Source organism: Mesorhizobium sp. M7A.F.Ca.US.005.03.1.1 (genome assembly GCF_003997975.1).
GTDB classification, from domain to species: Bacteria; Pseudomonadota; Alphaproteobacteria; order Rhizobiales; family Rhizobiaceae; genus Mesorhizobium; species Mesorhizobium ciceri.
Genome location: NZ_RZRO01000034.1, coordinates 1 through 18834 on the forward strand (window position 1 = coordinate 1; position 18834 = coordinate 18834).

20 protein-coding genes and 1 tRNA gene are annotated in these 18834 nt (G+C 62.4%); 11 read left to right on the forward strand and 10 right to left on the reverse strand.

The annotated features are described in order from the left end of the window. Positions 1-294: amidase family protein (locus tag EN990_RS16020; protein ID WP_245469187.1), on the reverse strand; the 294-nt coding region annotated here is incomplete at its 3' end. Positions 295-446: 152 nt separating this feature from the next. Between EN990_RS16020 and EN990_RS16025 the strand changes: the two genes are divergently transcribed. From EN990_RS16025 to msrB, 4 genes are all read left to right on the forward strand, one after another. Beyond that, positions 447-986 carry a sigma-70 family RNA polymerase sigma factor gene (locus EN990_RS16025; protein ID WP_013528490.1) on the forward strand — a complete coding sequence of 180 codons (540 nt, stop codon included), beginning with the start codon at positions 447-449 and terminating at the stop codon, positions 984-986. Continuing rightward, complete coding sequence (locus tag EN990_RS16030; RefSeq protein ID WP_013528491.1) at positions 983-1711, forward strand: anti-sigma factor; 729 nt, start codon at positions 983-985, stop codon at positions 1709-1711. The genes EN990_RS16025 and EN990_RS16030 overlap by 4 nt, the downstream gene beginning before the upstream one ends. 221 nt (positions 1712-1932) lie before the next feature. Then, the gene (locus EN990_RS16035) at positions 1933-2490 is read left to right on the forward strand and encodes a fasciclin domain-containing protein (RefSeq protein ID WP_127369973.1); all 558 of its coding nucleotides are present in this window, start codon (positions 1933-1935) and stop codon (positions 2488-2490) included. 212 nt (positions 2491-2702) lie between these two features. Further along, the gene (gene msrB, locus EN990_RS16040; protein ID WP_013528493.1) at positions 2703-3206 is read left to right on the forward strand and encodes a peptide-methionine (R)-S-oxide reductase MsrB; all 504 of its coding nucleotides are present in this window, start codon (positions 2703-2705) and stop codon (positions 3204-3206) included. Positions 3207-3377: 171 nt separating this feature from the next. Here the strand turns inward: msrB and EN990_RS16045 are convergent, their stop codons facing one another. Both EN990_RS16045 and EN990_RS16050 read right to left on the reverse strand, forming a co-directional pair. Further along, positions 3378-4973 carry a DHA2 family efflux MFS transporter permease subunit gene (locus EN990_RS16045; protein WP_024502091.1) on the reverse strand — a complete coding sequence of 532 codons (1596 nt, stop codon included), beginning with the start codon at positions 4971-4973 and terminating at the stop codon, positions 3378-3380. A gap of 22 nt (positions 4974-4995) precedes the next feature. Further along, positions 4996-6195 carry an HlyD family secretion protein gene (locus EN990_RS16050; RefSeq protein ID WP_013528495.1) on the reverse strand — a complete coding sequence of 400 codons (1200 nt, stop codon included), beginning with the start codon at positions 6193-6195 and terminating at the stop codon, positions 4996-4998. A 132-nt stretch (positions 6196-6327) separates the two neighbouring features. On the opposite strand from EN990_RS16050, the gene EN990_RS16055 reads away from it, so the two are divergent. After that, positions 6328-7062 (forward strand): TetR/AcrR family transcriptional regulator, encoded by a 735-nt coding sequence (locus EN990_RS16055; RefSeq protein WP_013528496.1) that lies wholly within the window; start codon positions 6328-6330, stop codon positions 7060-7062. Positions 7063-7153: 91 nt separating this feature from the next. Here EN990_RS16055 and yihA read toward each other — a convergent pair whose 3' ends face one another. The 3 genes from yihA to EN990_RS16070 all read right to left on the reverse strand — a co-directional run bounded on the left by yihA (position 7154) and on the right by EN990_RS16070 (position 8887). Then, positions 7154-7813 (reverse strand): ribosome biogenesis GTP-binding protein YihA/YsxC, encoded by a 660-nt coding sequence (yihA, locus tag EN990_RS16060; protein WP_024502094.1) that lies wholly within the window; start codon positions 7811-7813, stop codon positions 7154-7156. Then, complete coding sequence (locus EN990_RS16065) at positions 7810-8448, reverse strand: CatB-related O-acetyltransferase (RefSeq protein WP_027161114.1); 639 nt, start codon at positions 8446-8448, stop codon at positions 7810-7812. The genes yihA and EN990_RS16065 overlap by 4 nt, the downstream gene beginning before the upstream one ends. Positions 8449-8572: 124 nt before the next feature. Further along, positions 8573-8887 carry a hypothetical protein gene (locus tag EN990_RS16070; RefSeq protein ID WP_024502096.1) on the reverse strand — a complete coding sequence of 105 codons (315 nt, stop codon included), beginning with the start codon at positions 8885-8887 and terminating at the stop codon, positions 8573-8575. A 178-nt stretch (positions 8888-9065) separates the two neighbouring features. Here EN990_RS16070 and EN990_RS16075 point away from each other — a divergent pair, with 178 nt between their 5' ends. From EN990_RS16075 to EN990_RS16085, 3 genes are read left to right on the forward strand one after another with little or no spacing between them, the layout of a single operon-like run. Continuing rightward, a complete protein-coding gene (locus EN990_RS16075) occupies positions 9066-9530 on the forward strand; it encodes a MarR family winged helix-turn-helix transcriptional regulator (protein ID WP_013528500.1) in 465 nt (154 codons plus the stop codon). Further along, complete coding sequence (locus EN990_RS16080) at positions 9523-10815, forward strand: HlyD family secretion protein (protein WP_127369021.1); 1293 nt, start codon at positions 9523-9525, stop codon at positions 10813-10815. The genes EN990_RS16075 and EN990_RS16080 overlap by 8 nt, the downstream gene beginning before the upstream one ends. Further along, the gene (locus tag EN990_RS16085; RefSeq protein WP_127369020.1) at positions 10812-12353 is read left to right on the forward strand and encodes a DHA2 family efflux MFS transporter permease subunit; all 1542 of its coding nucleotides are present in this window, start codon (positions 10812-10814) and stop codon (positions 12351-12353) included. The genes EN990_RS16080 and EN990_RS16085 overlap by 4 nt, the downstream gene beginning before the upstream one ends. Before the next feature lie 189 nt (positions 12354-12542). Here EN990_RS16085 and EN990_RS16090 read toward each other — a convergent pair whose 3' ends face one another. The 4 genes from EN990_RS16090 to rpmH form a co-directional block, all read right to left on the reverse strand. After that, positions 12543-13103: a fasciclin domain-containing protein gene (locus EN990_RS16090; protein WP_063169715.1), complete on the reverse strand. Its 561-nt coding sequence runs from the start codon at positions 13101-13103 to the stop codon at positions 12543-12545. A 177-nt stretch (positions 13104-13280) separates the two neighbouring features. Then, the gene (gene yidC, locus EN990_RS16095; protein WP_063169714.1) at positions 13281-15092 is read right to left on the reverse strand and encodes a membrane protein insertase YidC; all 1812 of its coding nucleotides are present in this window, start codon (positions 15090-15092) and stop codon (positions 13281-13283) included. Between the two features lie 14 nt (positions 15093-15106). Beyond that, positions 15107-15460 (reverse strand): ribonuclease P protein component, encoded by a 354-nt coding sequence (rnpA, locus tag EN990_RS16100; RefSeq protein WP_013528505.1) that lies wholly within the window; start codon positions 15458-15460, stop codon positions 15107-15109. A gap of 16 nt (positions 15461-15476) precedes the next feature. Beyond that, on the reverse strand, positions 15477-15611 hold the full coding sequence (gene rpmH / locus EN990_RS16105; protein ID WP_008833937.1) for a 50S ribosomal protein L34: 135 nt from the start codon (positions 15609-15611) through the stop codon (positions 15477-15479). A 278-nt stretch (positions 15612-15889) separates the two neighbouring features. Between rpmH and EN990_RS16115 the strand changes: the two genes are divergently transcribed. The 3 genes from EN990_RS16115 (at position 15890) to EN990_RS16125 (ending at position 18823) form a co-directional block, all read left to right on the forward strand. Further along, positions 15890-17392 carry a HAMP domain-containing sensor histidine kinase gene (locus EN990_RS16115; protein WP_013528506.1) on the forward strand — a complete coding sequence of 501 codons (1503 nt, stop codon included), beginning with the start codon at positions 15890-15892 and terminating at the stop codon, positions 17390-17392. 253 nt (positions 17393-17645) lie between these two features. Beyond that, a tRNA-Arg gene (locus EN990_RS16120) sits at positions 17646-17722 on the forward strand. 324 nt (positions 17723-18046) lie between these two features. Continuing rightward, the gene (locus EN990_RS16125) at positions 18047-18823 is read left to right on the forward strand and encodes a hypothetical protein (protein ID WP_127224211.1); all 777 of its coding nucleotides are present in this window, start codon (positions 18047-18049) and stop codon (positions 18821-18823) included. Positions 18824-18834: the final 11 nt, after the last annotated feature.

Consider the following 18834-nt stretch of genomic DNA (forward strand, 5'->3'; position numbering starts at 1 on the left):
GGCCAGCCATGCCGGAATGCGGCTGCCGCCATGCGTCGGCACGCCCTTGATGGCGATGCCGAGATCCTTGATGGCGAAGGGAACACCAGCCAGCGGCAGCGAGGGGTCGACGGTCTTGGCGCGGACGCGGGCGGCATCGTAGAGCGGTTCGGCCGTGGCATTGATGTCGGGACGGGTGGCCTCGGCGCGGGCAATCGCGGCGTCGGTCAGTTCGACGGCCGAAACCTCGCCCTTGCGGACCAGATTGGCGAGGCCGGTGGCATCTTCTTCCCAAAGGATCCGTTCGACCGACATGCGCGCTCCCCCATCAATGAAGGCAAGCTAGCCAGTGGCAATTCCATTGGCAATCGACCGACGGATCCGGGCCGGTGACACACAAAAGCTTAGGCGTGCACAAGGTTATTTCCGTCGTTGCAAATACATGGCAATCGCCTAATTTGCCTGCAATGACGCCGCAGGACATCACCAAGCTGATCGTTCGGACTTCGATGAAGGATCGGGCCGCGTTCGATCTGCTTTACCGGCAGACCAGCGCGAAACTTTTTGGCGTCTGTCTTCGTGTATTGAACGACCGGGGAGACGCGGAAGAAGCGCTGCAGGAAGTCTTCGTCAAGATATGGACGAAGGCCGACCGTTTTGCTGTTTCCGATCTAAGCCCGATCTCCTGGCTGGTGGCAATCGCGCGCAATCATGCGATCGATCGCATCAGAGCGCGGCGCAAACCCGCCGCCGACATCGATGCCGCGCTCGACGTGGCCGATCCGGCGCCGGGGCCTGAAGCGATGGCGGTGGCGGGCGACGAATCCGAACGTATCCACCATTGTCTCGATGAGCTGGAGAAGGACCGGGCAGCAGCCGTCCGGGGCGCCTATCTCAAGGGCGAGAGCTATGCCGAACTGGCGGAGCGCCATGGCGTGCCGCTGAACACGATGCGTACATGGCTGCGCCGCAGCCTGTTGAAACTCAGAGAATGCCTGGAAAGATGACGCTGGCAGAAGACACAGGACCGGAACGTGGAGGCGACGACCTGCTCGCCGCCGAGTACGTTCTCGGCGTGCTCGATGCCGACGAACGCCAGATCGTCTCTCGCCGCATTGATGCGGATACGGCTTTCGCCCGTCTTGTCGAGGACTGGGAGGTCAGTCTCTCACCGCTTGCCGCCGCCTATCGGGAAGTCGAGCCGCCGGTTTCGGTGAAGACCGCGGTCGACCGCCGCCTGTTCGCTACCGCTGCCGCGGTGAGCAGGCCCGCCGAAGTGCGCGGCGGCCTGTGGTCCAGCCTGGCCTTCTGGCGCGGCCTTGCCGCAGCCGCGGTTGCGGCACTGGCGATTTACATCGCCGTGCCCATTCTCAACCCACCGGTCGAGCAGCCGCAGGCGCGACTCGTCGCTTCGCTGGCCGCCGAAGGCAGCGACGTCAAATATCTTGCCGTCTACGACGCCGCGCATCACGAAGTCGGCCTGTCGCATGTCTCCGGTGAGCGTGCTTCCGGCAAGGACTTCGAGCTGTGGATGATCGAGGGCAAGAACCCGCCGGTCTCGATGGGCGTCATTCCGGCAGGTGCAACGGCGCATATTATCGTCTCGCCGGCGGCCCATCAGAAACTTGCCCAGGGCGCGGTGCTTGCCGTCAGCCTCGAGCCGTCGGGCGGTTCGCCGACCGGACAGCCGACCGGACCGGTGGTTGCCGCTGGCGACCTGAAGAGCATCTGACCGGCTCTTCACCTGAAAATCACAACAGACTATCATAAGTCTATCCTTCGCTGAACATGCCCGTAGACAGCATGTCGGCGGGCGGCCGATGGCTCGGGAAATCCCTCTGGCGCCATGGATAAAATCAAAAATCACAATATTTCTGAAACTCGGGCGAGTTTGTTCCGTATCTCCTCGCGTCCCCAAAAATGGGAAGAGAAAAACCCGAGGAGTTCGACATCATGCGTAGATACGCCACCCTTTTGCTCGCCGGTACGATCGCCGTTTCGGCCCTTGCCACCGCCGCCTACGCCGAAAACCCGATGGTTGGCGGCGCCGCCATGTATGCCAACAAGAACATCGTCGAGAACGCCGTGAACTCGAAGGATCACACCACCCTGGTCGCCGCCGTGAAGGCCGGCGGCCTTGTCGAGACGCTGCAGGGCGCCGGTCCGTTCACCGTGTTCGCGCCGACCAACGAAGCCTTCGCAGCCCTTCCGGCCGGTACGGTCGAGACGCTGCTCAAGCCAGAAAACAAGGACAAGCTCACCAAGATCCTGACCTGCCATGTCATCGGCGCCAAGGCGATGGGAGCAGATGTGGCCGCGATGGCCAAGGCTGACGGCGGCACCCACAAGGTCAAGACGGTCGGCGGCTGCGAATTGTCGCTCAAGGCCGACGGCGGCAAGGTCACGGTCACCGACGAGAACGGCAATGTCGCCAATGTGACGATCGCCGATGTCGAACAGTCCAATGGCGTCATCCACGTCATCGACAAGGTTCTTTTGCCCAAGATGTAACAAGGGGCTTGCTGCCGGCGAACTGACGGCAAGGACCCTCCGTCGATTGCACGATCCCGCTCCCGTGATCCGCAATTGGCCCGTGCACTTCGCGCCCGCCTGCATTCGGATGTGGGAGGGCGCGGAGTGTTCGTTCGAGGGGCTACCGTCACCGGCTTTTGATTTCCGCGCGGTGGTGTAGTTTGGCAAAAGGACATCAGGAGGAACTGGTCATGAACCGTCGCGACTTTCTTTTGAGCGGTGCCGCCGCCATCGGCGTGATCGGGGCCGCGGCAACGATGCTGCGCATGGGCGATCCGCAGGCAGCACAAGCGGCCGAGAGCTTCGAGGTCGTCAAGACCGACGCCGAGTGGAAAGCCATCCTGTCGCCGGCCGCCTTCGACGTGCTGCGCAAGGAAGGCACGGAGTACCCCGGCACCAGCCCGCTGCTCAACGAACACCGCAAGGGCATTTTCGCCTGTGCCGGCTGCGACCTGCCGGTCTATTCGTCGGAGACGAAATTCGATTCCGGCACCGGATGGCCGAGCTTCTGGCAAGAGATCCCCAAGGCGATCGGCACGACCGTGGACAGGTCGCTCGGCATGACGCGTACCGAGGCACATTGCCGCCGCTGCGGCGGCCATCTCGGCCATGTCTTCGACGACGGTCCGGCGCCGACCGGCCTGCGCCACTGCATCAACGGCGTCGCGCTGACCTTCAAACCGGCCACGGCCTGAGTCCATAGACTCGAATGCAAAAACTCCGGGCTTGCGGCCCGGAGTTTTTTACGCGGTCAGAGCTTTTCGGGCGTGGACTGGAGGAGCTTCCCGAAACCGCTGCCCACGTACCTTGTCTTGTCGCAATCTCCAAGGGAAAGCGCTGCGCACTTTTCCTGGAATTGCTCCGTATCAGTGCCCCCCACCGCCGCCGCCACCCGGTGCGGCCGGCTTGCGGATCAGCATGGTGAACAGGCCAAGCGTCGCAAACAGCACCGTCAGCATGAAGAACACGTCCATGAAGGACAGCAGCGCCGCCTGCTGCTGGACCATGCCAGACAACTTGGAGATCGCAGCGCTTGTGGCGTCGAGGCCGGGGGTCTGCTCGAAATTGCGGGTCATGTTCTGCAGCTTGGTCTGCGCGGCTTCACTGCCCCATTGCACATGCTCGGAGAGCCTTGCGTAGTGGAAGGCGTTGCGGTCGATCAGCACGGTGTTGATCAGCGCAAGGCCGACGGCACCGCCAAGGTTGCGGGTGAGATTGAACAGGCCGGACGCGTTCTTCAGCCGCTCGGGCGGCAAGGTGCCGAGCGCGATGTTGTTGATCGGAACCATGCACAGCATCATCGAACAGCCGCGCAGGATCTGCGGGATGAGCAGCTCATAGAAATCCCAGTCGGCGGTCAGATGCGTCATCCACCAGGTGCCGGTGGCGAAGCCGAAGAAGCCGATCATCATCATCAGGCGCGGGTCCATCTTGTTCGACAGGATGCCCGAGATCGGCGCGGTGAAGAACATCGCCAGGCCGCTGACGAACAGAGCCTCGCCGATCATCATCGAATCGTAGCCGCGGATGCGCCCGAGGAACACCGGGTAGAGATAGGTCAGGCCGTAGAGACCGATGCCGATGACGAACGAGAACAGCGAGCCGAAGGCGAAGTTGATGTTGGTGAAGGCCTTCAGGTCGACGATCGGCTCCTCGGCGGTGAACACGCGCCAGAAGAACAGCACCGCGCCGACGGTCATGACGACGGCGCAGATGAAGACGCCCTGGTCCTGCAGCCAGTCATTGTTGGGGCCTTCCTCGAGCACATATTCCATGCAGCCCAGGAAAGCCGCCATGCCGGCGAGGCCCCACCAGTCGAACTTGCTGAACAGCTTGAGGTTGGGCTTGTCGAAGTCGATCAGCGTCCAGGCCGCCGTTGTCACCAGGATGCCGGGCACGACGTTGACCAGGAACAGCCAATGCCAGGACATGGCATGGCTGATATAGCCACCGACGGTCGGGCCGATGGTCGGCGCCAGCGTCGCCACGAGGCCGATCATCGGCGAGACGACGGCGCGGCGCGAGGGCGGGAAGATGGTGAAGGCAGCGGCAAAGACGCTCGGTATCATGCCGCCGCCGATGAAGCCCTGGACGGCGCGGTAGACGATCATCTGGTCGATGTTGGTGGCGGTCGCCGCCAGCGCACTGGCCGCGGTGAAGCCTGCCGCCGAGATGGTGAACAGCACGCGCGTCGACAGCATCCGGCTGAGAAAGCCCGACAGCGGGATCATCACCACTTCGGCGATCAGGTAGGCGGTCTGCACCCACGGAATTTCGTCGGAGCTGGCGCTCAGGCCGGCCTGGATCTCCGACAGCGAGGCGGAGACGATCTGGATGTCGAGGATGGCCATGAACATGCCGAACACCATCGCCAGGAAGGCGATGACGCGCCGCGTCGAAATGGTGTCAGGCACAGCCGGCCTCGCCGGCGGCGCTCCTGCTGTCAGGGTTGCGGTTGCCATGGCATTGCTCCCCGGCCGCCGCTCAATTCGACGCTGCCACTGACGCCGACCCGGATGGGGCGGTGCGGCTGTCGACGGCGACGACGACGCTCAGGCCGGCGCGCAGCTTACCGCTCTTCAGCGCATCGGCCGGCACATCGATGCGGACCGGAACGCGCTGCACGACCTTGGTGAAGTTGCCGGTGGCGTTTTCGGGCGGCAGCAGCGAGAACACGGCACCCGAAGCCGGCGCCAGCGACGAAACGGTTCCCTCGAAGTCCTGGCCGTCGGTCGCATCGACCGAGATCCTGACCTTCTCGCCGGGAACCAGCCGGGCAAGTTGTGTCTCCTTGAAGTTGGCGACGATGTAGAGCTTGTCCATCGGCACGATGACGGCGAGCTTCTGGCCGGGGCTGACAAGGTCGCCCTGCTCGACCGAGCGGTTGCCGACGATGCCGTCATATGGCGCCTTGAGCACGGTGAAGGAAAGATCGCGCAGCGCCTTGTCATGGCTGAGCTGCAGGGACGCCAGCGTGCTCGCCGATTCCGCGCGCTGCGCCTGCAGCACGCCGATATTGGCTTGCGCGGCGGCGATCTGTGCGTCGGCGCCGACAAGGGCGGCATCGGCCTGCTGGACCGCGGTCTGGGCGTCGTCCAGCTGCGCCTGTGTGCCGACATGGGTCTTGAGCAGCTGCGAGGCGCGCGCCGCGACCTTGGCTGCGTTGTCGGCCGCGGCCTGGTCGGCGACCTTCTGCGCCTGGGCCTGCTGCAGCGAGGCGCGGGCCGCGTCGGTCTGGGCGTCGATACGGTCGAGCGTCTTGCTCAAGGTGGCGATCTGCGCCTCGGCCTGGGCGACGGCAATCTTGTAATCGCCGTCATCGACGACGAGCAGCGGATCGCCGGCCTTGACCAGCTGGTTCTCGCTGACCTTGACCTGATCGACATAGCCGGAAATCTTGGGCGAGATGAACGCCATGTCCGCCTGGACATAGGCATCGTCCGTCGAGATCATGAAGCGGCCCGTTGTCCAGTAGTCGTACCCATACCAGGCGCCGGCGCCCAACAAGGCAACACCGATGACCGGCAGCAGGAAGGAACGCACCGAACGCTTCTTCCTGGCCGGAGCCTCTGCCGGCGGCGACGAGACGGGCTGGACAGGTACTTCCGGTGCTTCCGTCGCCGGCGCAACCTTGGCGTTAGGGAAGGGACGGACTTCGGCAGTGGTCGGCGCGTTCGAGGACATGACATCTCTCTAAAGTTATAATATAATACTGAACCGTTCGGTTCGATCCGGCCGTTGACATAGCGCGTAAAGAGGACCATATCAAGGGCAATCGAACCGCTTGGTTCGAATTATTTTCGAGGTGTGACTTTCATGGCCGAGACCCCGCCCAATGTCGAAAACGAGTCGTGTGACGACCTGTTGGAAAGCTTGCGTCGTGGCCGCCCGGCCGCGGGGCAGGATCCGGCCAAGCGCAGCCAGATCATCGACGGCGCCCGTCGTGTCTTCATCGACAAGGGCTTCGAAGCCGCCTCGATGAACGACATCACCCGCGAGGCCGGTGTCTCCAAGGGTACGATCTACGTCTACTTCGCCAACAAGGAAGAGCTGTTCGAGGCGCTGATCGAGGAAGAGCGCGGCACCATCTTCAAGAACATGTATGACGTGCTGGACAATGCCGACAACCTGCGCGAGACGCTGGTGAAGTTCGGCAAGGTGCTGGCTCTCAAGATCACGTCGGCCAAGGTCGTCCAAGCGCAGCGCACGGTGATCGGGGCATCAGACCGGATCCCCGACATGGGCGCGCGTTTTTACGAGCGCGGTCCCAAGCGTGGCCACGACAAGGTCGCGGCCTTTCTCAATGCCGCCATCGAGCGCGACCTGCTGCGCATCGACGATGTCGATCTTGCCGCCTATCAGTTCACCGAACTGTGCCTGGCCGGTCTGTTCCGCCAGTGCATCTTCGCCTACCGCACCAAGGCCCCGACCCAGGACGAGATCGACCACATCGTCAGGTCAGGCGTCAGCATGTTCCTGAAGGCCTACGGCACCGAAAGGCTTGTGGCGGAAGAAGGCCATCAGACGATTGCTATCGAGGCCAAGCCCTAGCCAGACCATGCTCTAACTCTTTGTTTAGACGCAATTCTGGACGGAAAACCGCTTCACACTTTTCCTAGAATTGCTCTAAGGTGCGGATGCTTTAGCCGCCATTGGCGGCAAGCACGATGGCTGCCTGCAATTCCTGAAGGCCCTCGGCCTTTTCAGAAGAGGTGGCCAGCACGAACGGGAACGCCGCCGGCCGCTTCTTGATCTTTGCCAGCGTCTCCTCGATCAGCCTCGGCACGCCGGCAGTCTTGATCTTGTCGGTCTTGGTCAGCACGATCTGGTAGGACACCGCCGCCTTGTCGAGCAGCGACAGCACTTCGTCGTCCTTGGCCTTGATGCCATGACGGGCGTCGATCAGCACATAGACGCGTTTCAGCGTGACCCGGCCCTTGAGGTAATCGAAGACCAGCTTGGTCCACTCGTCGACCTTCTCCTTCGGCGCGGTGGCGTAGCCGTAGCCGGGCATGTCGACCAGCGCCAAGGGCGGCAGGTCGGCGCCCTCGCCCGAAAATCCATCCGGCACGAAATAGTTGAGCTCCTGCGTGCGCCCCGGCGTGTTGGAAGTGCGCGCCAGCCCCTTCTGGTTGACCAGCGCATTGATCAGCGACGACTTGCCGACATTCGAGCGGCCGGCAAAGGCGATTTCCGGCGGCCCTTCCGGTGGCAGGAACTTCATCGCCGGCACGCCGCGGATGAAGATCCACCCTCGCGTAAACAGTTCGGTGCCGATTATGCTGCTGTTCAGAGCGTTCAAGCTGCTGCCTCCAGAAGAGAAATATTGGCACCCCGGATAGCATCGAGGTTGCGGCTGACCTTGTCTACCGGCCAGTCCCACCACGCCACCGCCAGTAGCCGCCTGATTGTCCGGTCGTCGAAACGCATCTTTACCACCTTGGCCGCGTTGCCGGCGACGATCGCATAGGGCGGCACGTCGTGCGTCACCACTGATTTCGCAGCGACGATGGCGCCGTGGCCGATTTCCACCCCGGGCAGGATCACCGCCTCCATCCCGATCCAGACGTCGTTGCCGACGATGGTGTCGCCGCGCACCTCCTTCGACCAGGTCGCCGGGTCAAAACCCTTTTCCCAGCCATGGCCGAAAATATTGAACGGATAGGTCGAAAAGCCGGACATGGCGTGGTTGGCGCCGTTCATGATGAAGCGCGCGCCCTCGGCGATGGCGCAGAACCTGCCGATGATCAGCTTGTCGCCTATGAACGGATAGTGATGCAGGACGCATTTCTCGGCAAATTTGTCCGGCCCGTCGGGGTCGTCATAATAGGTGAAGTCGCCGATCTCGATGTTCGGCGCGTTCACCAGTCCCTTGAGGAAGCCGACGCGGGTATGCATCGGGATCGGGTGCTTGATGTCTGGGTTGGGTCCGTCCATGTCGAAATCCGTCAGAGAAATGGCCGCCAGGTGCATCCGAAACTCGAATGCGCCCGTTCAAAATAGCGTGATCCGCCCTATAGCACCAATCGGGCGACGAGCGAGCTTTCCTTGACGGCCTTGCTCATTTGCTGCCGCGGCAAATCACGATCGGATCGGACAGCGCACTGTCGAAACCGCTGCCCTGATAGACGGTGACATTCGTGGCGCCGGGCGGCAGCATGAAGCTGCCTTCGACGATTTTCTGGTCGCCGGCCGGCATGTGGAGAGCCCAGCTATAGGTGCAAAACTGAGGCGGCGCCTGGGGTTCGACGTGGCTGCAGTTCAATTGCGCGCCACCCAGCATGGCGGCGCCGCCGCAACTGACGGCGCCCTTTGCGAGCGCAATGCCCGGCCATCCCGCAATGGCCGCCACGGTCGCGATCTTCAGCCAATTCATCGTCGTATCCTTGCCCGGCAACAGCCCGCTACCTGAGCCTTTGGGTGGGTCGCAGCCCATGCGTCATTTTTTCCAGGCGGGCTTAGTCCGTCTTGCGCACCGCGTCCAGCAAGATTATGTGCATGATGATAATAAGCATGCTCACTAACAGTCGCGCCGAAAAACTCCAGTACCTCCCATGCCATCGTCACCCAACATCAGCTTCGTGCTGCACGATGTCGCGCGCCTGCTTCGAAAGCGGTTCGAGCAGAGGTCGCGGGCATCGGGGCTGACCCGCGCCCAGTGGCAGGTGCTGGCCTATCTCAGCCTGCATGAAGGCATCCACCAGAACAAACTGGCGGACCTGATCGAGATCACGCCGATCACGCTCGCCCGGCTGCTCGACAAGATGGAAGCAAGCGGCTTCATCGAGCGCCGGCCCGATCCCGCTGACCGCCGGGCATGGCTGCTGTACCTGAAGCCGCAAGCCCATCCGCTGATCGAAATCATGCGCGGCAATGGGCGGAAGACGCGTGACGAGGCCTTTGTCGGCCTTTCCGCGGATGCGCAACTGCATCTGCTGCAAACCCTATCCCTCATCAAATCCAATCTGCTCGCGGCTTGCGCCCAGCCTGCCGCCGACCGGGAGAAAACACATGGCTGAATCAACCTCACCAAAGAAGCCTGTCGAAGAAGACGGATCCGCCGCCGACCGGGCGCGCGACCAGGTCATCCGGCTGGACAGCGAACGCGAGCAAAGGCGAGCCAGCACCGTCATCGACAATGACGAGCTCGAAGCACCGGTCGCCCTGGAGCCGGCGGCGCTCGAGGCTCCGTCCAAGGAGCCACGCCAGGCCGGGGTTGCGGTGGCGCCTCCGGCGCCGGTCAAGCCCAAGCGCGGCCGGGCACGGCCGATCCTGTTTGCCCTGCTTCCGTTCGCGCTGGTCGTCGGCGGCTATTACTACGTCATCGGCGGCCAGGTCATGACGACCGACAATGCCTACATCCAGGCGCAGTCGCTCGGCGTTTCCACCGATGTCTCCGGCACTGTGTCCGAGATCGACGTGCACGAGAACGAGGCGGTGAAGAAGGACCAGGTGCTTTTCCGGTTGCGGCCGGCCTCTTTCGAAACCGCTCTTGCCGCCGCCCAGGCACAGCTCGGCACAGTGCGCAACCAGGTGCTGACCTTGCAGGCGAGCTACCAGCAGTCGCAGGCGCTGATCGAGCAGGCGCAGGCCGACATCCCCTACTACGAGGCCGCTTTCCAACGCCAGCAGGATCTGCTCAAGACCTCCACCTCCTCCAAGGCGACCTTCGACAGCGCCCAGCACGACCTCGTCGCCGCCCGCCAGAAAGTGTCCGTTGCCCAAGCGCAGGCACAGGCGACACTTGCCCAGCTCGGCGGCGACGCCAGCCAGCCGGTGGAGAAGAACCCGTTCTATCTCCAGGCGCAGTCGGCGGTGGACGACGCCCAGCGCAACCTTGCCGATTCCATCGTCAAGGCGCCATTCGACGGCATCGTCACCAATGTCGACGCGCTTCAGGTCGGCAAGTACCTGCCGGCTTCGCAGCCGGCGTTCAGCCTGATTTCGGCGACCGAGCTGTGGATCGCGGCGGAGCCTAAGGAAACCGAACTGACCTATGTGCGGCCGGGACAGACGGCGACGATCAGCGTCGACAGCTATCCCGGTGCCGTCTGGCACGGCAGGGTCGCCTCGATCAGCCCGGCGTCGTCGTCGAGCTTCTCGCTGCTTCCGGCGCAGAACACCACCGGCAACTGGGTCAAGGTCGTGCAACGCATTCCGATGCGCGTGACGGTGGACGATCTCCAGGGCAAGCCGCCGCTGCGCGGCGGGATGAGCGTCGTGGTCGGCATCGATACCGGCCATGCGCGCGGCCTGCCGGACTTCGTGACGGACCTCCTCGGTCGGTTCGGACAAAAGTCATGACCGGCGCGTCCGCGACAGGTGGCGTGGTCGCCAATCGCGGCGCCATCACCGCCTGCGTAATCCTGGCCGTGATCATGCAGGCGCTGGATACCACCATCGCCAATGTGGCGCTGCCCTATATCCAGGGCAGCGTTTCGGCCAGCGCCGACCAGATAAACTGGGTGCTGACGTCCTACATCGTCGCGGCAGCCGTCATGACGCCGCCTTCGGGCTATCTTGCCAATCGCTTCGGCCGCAAGCGCATCCTGCTGATCTCGATCACCGGCTTCGTCGTCGCGTCGGTGCTGTGCGGCTTCGCGCAGTCGCTGCCGCAGATCGTCGGCTTCCGCCTGCTGCAAGGCCTGTTCGGCGCAGCCCTGGTGCCGCTGGCGCAGAGCATCCTGCTCGACATCTACAGCGTCGAGGAGCGCGGCTCGGCGATGGCGCTGTTCGGCGTTTCGGTGATGGTCGGGCCGGTGCTCGGGCCGGTCATCGGCGGCTGGCTGACCGAGAATGTCAGCTGGCGCTGGGTGTTCTACATCAATGTTCCGATCGGGGCCCTGGCTTTCGCCGGCGTCTCGATGTTCGTCCAGGAAACCAAGACGGACCTCAAGGCCAGGCTGGACTGGCTGGGCTTCGGCATGCTCAGCGTCACCATCGCGTCGCTGCAGATGTTCCTCGATCGCGGCGAGCAGCTCAACTGGTTCTCGTCGTCCGAGATCATCGTCGAGGCGCTGATCTGCGCGTCGGCCTTCTACGTCTTCCTCGTCCACACCTTCACCGCCAAAAACACCTTCGTGAACCCGCGGCTGTTCCTCGACAGGAATTTCGCCGTCGGCATGATCTTCATCTTCATCATCGGCATCACCTATCTGGCCTCGCTTGCCCTGATGACGCCCTATCTGCAGACGCTGATGGGCTATCCGGTGGTGACGGCCGGCATCGTCATGGGGCCGCGCGGTCTCGGCACCATGGCTTGCATGTTCCTGGTCGGCAGGCTGATCGGCAAGGTGGACACACGCTGGCTGCTTCTAACCGGCCTGCTGGTCACCGCCTGGGCGATGTACGACATGACCGGCTGGACGCCTGACGTCTCGCAATGGACGATCATCAGCACCGGCTTCATCCAGGGCGCGGGCCTGGGTTTCCTGTTCGTGCCGCTGACCACCATCACCTTCGCCACGCTGGCGCCGGAGCGGCGCGCGGAAGGCACAGGCCTTTACAATCTGTCACGAAACATCGGCTCCAGCGTCGGCATCTCGGTGGTCACCGCGCTGTTGACGCAGAACGTGCAGATCAACCACGCCAACATCGCCACCTATGTGACACCCTACAACCAGGCGTTCAGCAATCCGGCGATCTTCCAGGCAATGGATCCCTACAGCGCCGCGGGCCGCGCCGCGCTCGACGGCGTGGTCACGCTGCAGGCCACGATCATCAGCTATATGAACGACTTCAAGCTGATGATGATCCTGTCGCTTGCCGCCATTCCGCTGGTTCTGTTGCTGCGCAAGCCGGCGACTCCGGCCAAGATCGACCACAGCGCCGTGATGGAGTGACGACGCTCGAAACTTATCCGGCTGCACAGGCAACAGCCAAAAAGAAACCGGGGTCCTGTGAGGGACAGGACCCCGGCCAATGCCGATACGACTTCCCAAGAAACATGGCACCTCGTCATGAGGCGGGGATGGCAGGCCCGAGAAAGCCCCAACGGACCTGCCTTGATCCCCTTTGCCGGAAGCCGTTCGTTACTTCGGCAACAGCACCTTGTTGACGACATGGATGACGCCGTTCGACTGGTTGACGTCGGCGATCGTCACTCGCGCCTCGCCGCCTGACTCATCCATGATGTAGAGCTTGCCCTTCTTGACTTCGGCGGTCAGCGTGTCACCGGAGACGGTCTTCATCTCGTATTTGCCGCCCATCGCCTTGGCCTTCTTCATCATCTCGGCGCCCGAAATCTTGCCGGCCACGACATGCGCGGTCAGCACCTTGGTGAGCTTGCCCTTGTTCTCCGGCTTCAGCAGCGTGTCGACGGTGCCCTTGGGCAGTTTCGCAAACGCCGCGTTGGTCGGGGCAAAGACTGTGAACGGGCCAGCGCCCTGCAGCGTGTCGACCAGGCCGGCGGCCTTGACCGCGGCGACCAGCGTCGTGTGGTCCTTCGAATTGACGGCGTTCTCGACGATGTTCTTGGTTGTGTACATCGGCGCGCCGCCGACATTCGGGTTCTTGGCATAGGCGGGCGCGGCAATCGCCACGCCGGCGACGAGTGCGGAAAGGGCGATGATCCTGAATGACGGCAAGCGCATGTGGTCTTCCTCCGTGTGAGGGCTGATCGGAATTGATAGCCTTTGGAAACGCACAGGCAGTCACGCCGCCGAGGGGGCGCAAGTTTCGCCGATCACGGGAACGTGATGCCGGAGCTGCTTAAACGAAAAGCCCCGCGCGAGGCGGGGCTTTGAAGGCTGGAGAAAGCGCTGCGCCTTCTATTCGGCCGGTGATGGTTTCTTTCGGAACAGCGCGACCAGATTGTCCCACAGCTCGATCTTGGCACCCTGGCGCTTCATGATGATGCCCTGCTGGAGGATCGACAGCGTGTTGTTCCAGGCCCAGTAGATGACCAGGCCGGCCGGGAAACCCGCCATCATGAAGGTGAAGATGACAGGCATCCAGGTGAAGATCGCAGCCTGCGTCGGATCCGGCGGCGTCGGGTTCATGCGCATCTGCAGGAACATGGTGACGCCCATGATCAGCGGCCAGACGCCGATCATCAGCATGTGCGGCAGGGTGACCGGGATCAGGCCGAACAGGTTGAACAGCGACGTCGGATCGGGCGCGGCCAGATCCTGGATCCAGCCGAAGAACGGCGCGTGCCGCATTTCGATGGTGATGTAGAGCACCTTGTAAAGCGAGAAGAAGACCGGGATCTGCAGTGCCACCGGCCAGCAGCCGGCAAGCGGGTTGATCTTCTCGGTCTTGTACAGCTCCATCATCGCCTGCTGCTGCTTCATCTTGTCGTCCGCGTATTTCTCGCGGATCTCGAGCATTTTCGGCTGCACCTTCTTCATGTTCGCCATCGACGCGTACGACTTGTTGGCGAGCGGATAGAAGATGGCCTTGACGATGACGGTGGTGGCGAGAATGGCCAGGCCGAAATTGCCGAAGAATTTGTAGAGCGTGTCGATCAGCCAGAACATCGGCTTGGTGATGAAGTGGAACCAGCCCCAGTCGATCAAAAGGTCGAACCGCTTGATATGACGGTCTTCCGCATAGGCGTTGATCTTGCCGACTTCCTTGGCGCCCGCGAAGATCTCGCTCTCCACCGTCGCCGACTGGCCGGCATCGACGGTGATCGGGTCGGTGAGGAAGTCGGACTGGTAGCGATGGCGGCCGTCCTCGAAATAGGCATAGCGCGGCTGGAACGGCTGCTTCTCGGTCGGCACCAGCGTCACCGCCCAGTATTTGTCGGTGATGCCGAGCCAGCCGTCGGTCGACTTGCCCGGCGTGAACTGCTTGTCCTTCTCGATGGACGCGTATTTGTGTTCCTGCAGGCCTTCCGTGCCGGTGAAGCCGATCAGGCCCTCATGCAGCACATAGGTGCTGGCAACGAGCGGCTTGTCGAAGCGGGTGACGCGGCCGTAATTGGACAGCGAGACGGCGGCCGTGCCGGCATTCTGCACCGTGTCGGACACCGTGAACATGTAGTTGGTGTCGACGGAAAAGGTGCGCTTGAAGGTCAGGCCCTTGTCGTTCGAATAGGTCAGCGTGACCGGGGTCGTCGGCGTCAGTGTCGCATTGCCGTCGATAGCCCACACTGTTTCGGGACCGGGCACCGCGCCGGTCTTGTCGTTGCCGACGAAGCCGATCTCGGCATAGTAGCCATTGGGCAGTGCCGCCGGGTTGAGCAGGCTGATCTCGGGCGAGTTCTTGTCGACCGTCTCGGTGTAGTGCTTGAGCTTGAGGTCGTCGAGACGGGCACCGGTCAGGTTGATCGAACCCTCAAGGCTCGGCGTGTCGATCTTCGCGCGGGTCGTCGTGGCGAGCGCCTGTTCGCGGCCGGCCGGCGTCACGGCATCGGTGCCGGGTGCGTTGGGAATGGCGCCAGGGGCGGCGGGCGTTCCGGTGTCGGTACCGGGATTGGTGCCGGCGGCCTTCTTCTGCTCCTCGACGCGCTGCTGTTCGACGCGGGCGGCCTCGCGCTGCGCTTCGCTGCGCGGCAACACATAAAAATATTGCCATACCGCCAGGATCAGCACCGACAGCGCGATGGTGATGAAGAAGTTCCGGTTGTTTTCCATCGAAAGCCCTTGGCCTATCGTGTTCCGCGCAGTCGGCGGGAGAGTTCGGCCTTCAACTGGCCGAACGGAGTGGTAAGCACGTCTTCGCGCCCGACGATGACATAGTCATTGCCAGGCGCCATGTCACTTGCGGCGTGCGTACGGACGGCTTCTCGCAGCCGCCGCCGGACGCGGTTGCGGACAACCGCATTGCCGACCTTCTTGGTGACGGTGTAGCCGACGCGCGGCGACAGGCCGTCGCCGCGGTCGAGAACTTCGACGAGAAAAAGCCGCCCGCGTCGTTTTTCACCACGACGGACAGCCAGGAATTCCGCGCGCTTCAGAAGCCGCTTGGGATTTGGTCCCACTGGCTTGCCGGATGCGGGCAACGATCTCGTCTTCCGTTCAGGCGCTGAGCCGCTTGCGACCGCGGTTGCGGCGAGCTGCGACGACGCCGCGACCACCCTTGGTGGCCATGCGGGCACGAAAGCCGTGCCGACGTTTGCGGACGAGTTTGGACGGTTGGTAGGTACGCTTCATTTGTTTTAATACCGCGGGGTGCGGCCCTTCTTGATTCTGTCACTGTGTAACAGGAGCTTTGCCGGGCCGGCTTTGGCGCGATCGAAACCGCGCCGGGACGAATGGCCCGAGCGTGTGCGGGCTTATAGAAAGAAGGCTTTTGGAAGTCAATCCGGAGTCGTCGGGCCGAAAGCTTCGCCATTCAGGCCGGTTTATGTTTGCGACCAAGGATGAAATTGGCAAAAAAGCCGTAATCGCCTAATCTGCGTTGATCAAGTGATCGTGAAGACATTAGCCGCATGAGCGAAACCATACAGGCACAGGAAGGGATCGGCACGGCGGGGTCCACCGAGGCGCCGGCCAGCGTGCGCACGGTGCCGCTGTCGCGCGGCCTGTCGACCAAGCTGCTGCTGCTGACCATCGTCTTCGTGCTGCTGGCCGAAGTGCTGATCTTCCTGCCCTGGATCGCGAGCTACCGGCTGAACTGGCTGAAGGAGCGGCTGAGCACGGCGGCGGCGGTGTCGATCGTGCTGGTGCAGGGTGAACCCACCTCGCTGTCGCGCACGGCGCAGAACGACGTGCTGATGGCGATCGGCGCCAAGGCGATCGCGGTGCGCGACGGAGGCGTCTCGCGGCTGCTGGTGGTGGCCGAAATGCCGCCGAAGGTCGACGAACACATCGATATCGCCTCGATCGGCATGATCAAGGGCATGACCGGTGCGCTCGACACGTTGTTTTTCGGCGGCGACCGTATGCTGCGCGTCTTCGGTCCGGTCGGCGACTCGGACAAGGAGTTCGAGCTGATCATGCCCGACAACAGCCTGCGCAACGCGATGCTGCGCTATTCGCGCAACGTCGCCTTCGTCTCGCTGCTGATCTCGCTGTTCACCGCCATGCTGGTCTACGCCGCCATCGACCTGATCATGATCGGACCGATCCGGACGATGACGCGCTCGATGCTATCTTTCTCCGAAGCCCCTGACGATCCCGGGCGGATCATCCATCCGGCTGCCCGCGCCGACGAGATCGGCGTTGCCGAGCGCGAGCTGTCGCAGATGCAGGAACGGCTGCAAAAAATGCTCTCCGAGCAGAAGCATCTTGCCGATCTCGGCCTGGCGGTTTCCAAGATCAACCATGACATGCGCAACATCCTGGCTTCCGCGCAGCTGATGTCGGACCGCTTGCGTCAGGTCAAGGATCCGACGGTGCAGGCCTTCGCGCCGAAACTGCTGCGCGCGCTCGACCGCGCCGTGTCTTATTCCGAAGGCGTGCTTCACTACGGCCGCACGCAGGAGCCGCCGCCGGCGCGCCGACGCCTGAGGCTGCGGCAACTGGTCGAGGACGTGCACGGCCTGCTGGACATCGAGCAAGGCATCGAGTTCGTCAATTCGGTCGAGCCGGCCTTCGAGGTCGATGCCGATTCCGACCAGTTGTTCAGGGTGCTGACCAATCTGTGCCGGAATTCCGTGCAGGCGATGGCGGCCGACAGTGAAAGCGCCCTGGTGCGCCGCCTGGCGGTGTCGGCCGTGCGCCTGGGCAGCGTCAGCCGCATCGCCGTCAGCGACACCGGCCCCGGCCTGCCGCCCAAGGCGCGCGAAAACCTGTTCGCGGCCTTTCGCGGCTCGGCGCGCAGCGGCGGCACCGGCCTTGGCCTGGCGATCGCGCACGAACTGATCCGCGCGCACGGCGGCACGGTCGAGCTGGTCGAGAGCATTGGCGGGCGCACCACATTCGCCGTCACCATCCCCGACCAGCCGGTCCGGCTCGACCAGGCCCGCAACGGCCTGCGCCGCCCGGCGTGACGGTTTAGAGCGCCGGGTCGCCCGGCCCTCTTGTCCTCTGGCCCGATGCTTCTTCCAATGAGCAGGAACCGGCTCAACTTCGGACCGTTGCCATCTGCCGGAATCCCAGCCTTCATCACCAACCAAGGCACTTGTGACAAAACTTTTGCCGGATCGGCTTGCTTTTCCGAAATTCAGTCGCTAGGGAACACGTCTCGTCGCGACCGGTCGTTTACGATCGGATTGCGGGGTCATGGAAAGCATGGCCTGTTGCGCGCCCGTAGCTCAGCTGGATAGAGCACCAGACTACGAATCTGGGGGTCAGGAGTTCGAATCTCTTCGGGCGCGCCAAACAATTATATGAGACCGTTGGGATTTCCGACCTTTTCTATGTTGCCTTCAACAGCCTAGAGGGGAACAAAAAGCCGTAAAAATCCCGGAATGGGGCTCAAAGCCCCACGGATACTCCCACTAATTTCATATGCGGTTCACTGGCTGTCCTACTCTCATCGAGGGTGACAAACCGTGAGGAAGCCATTCTCGGGCAGCCTCACGGAACGGGTAGCAGTTGCGCATTGCCGATCTTCCCGCCATCTATGCAAGAAGGCGCGGGGATCAATCAAGGCAATGCTTAAACCCTTTGGGAAGTGGTTCGTTACGAATTGGGAACGGGTCTTGTTTGTGATCGTCGGCTTGGCCCTGCTCGGCGCGAGCCTGACATTGATCTATCAGGAAAAAGTGACAGAAGCCGCCGCAGTCTTTGGCCTTGGCTTTCTCAGCTTTCTCTACGCCAACGTTTCGCGCTTCAAACGCTTCAAAGGGCTGGGCTTTGAAGCGGAGCTTTGGGAGGACAAGCAGAAAGAAGCCGCTGACCTCATTGAACGCTTGCGCGATATCGTTTCGATCTACACGCGGGAAGTTATACTTGGAAAGGTGAAGGCGGGGCGTATCGGGGTTGCAGGAAAGTGGAATGATCATTGGAAGCTCTATGATGATCTTGTCACGCAGCACAACACCCTTGGACAGAAGGTCGATTTTTCGGACATCAAAAAGGAAATGGATGACACTTTCCTTTTCGACATGACGATGCCCGAAATCAGGAAACTAAGAGCCGCTACGAATAAAGGAAAAGAGGCTGCAAGGCAAAGGATCGAGCAGGAGTTTGGAAGTCCCGTCCGTGACAATGAAGGCTACAATCGGCGCTGGGCGCAGTTTCGCGAGATACCTGAAGACATCAAAGACCCCTTCAAGATTTCGATCAAGGAGGATTTGGCAGGTTACGCCTTGAAGGTCTGGCGGGAAACCAAAGAACGGCTCAAACGAGATTTTGACGTGGACGCGGATGTTGACCAAAAGGTCCTTGATCGGTTCGTAACAATCTCAAAGCTCTATCAGTCCCGACCGGTTCAAGTGACGGACGAAATGATCGCATGGGCGAACCGGGAGGACTGAAATACTCCTTG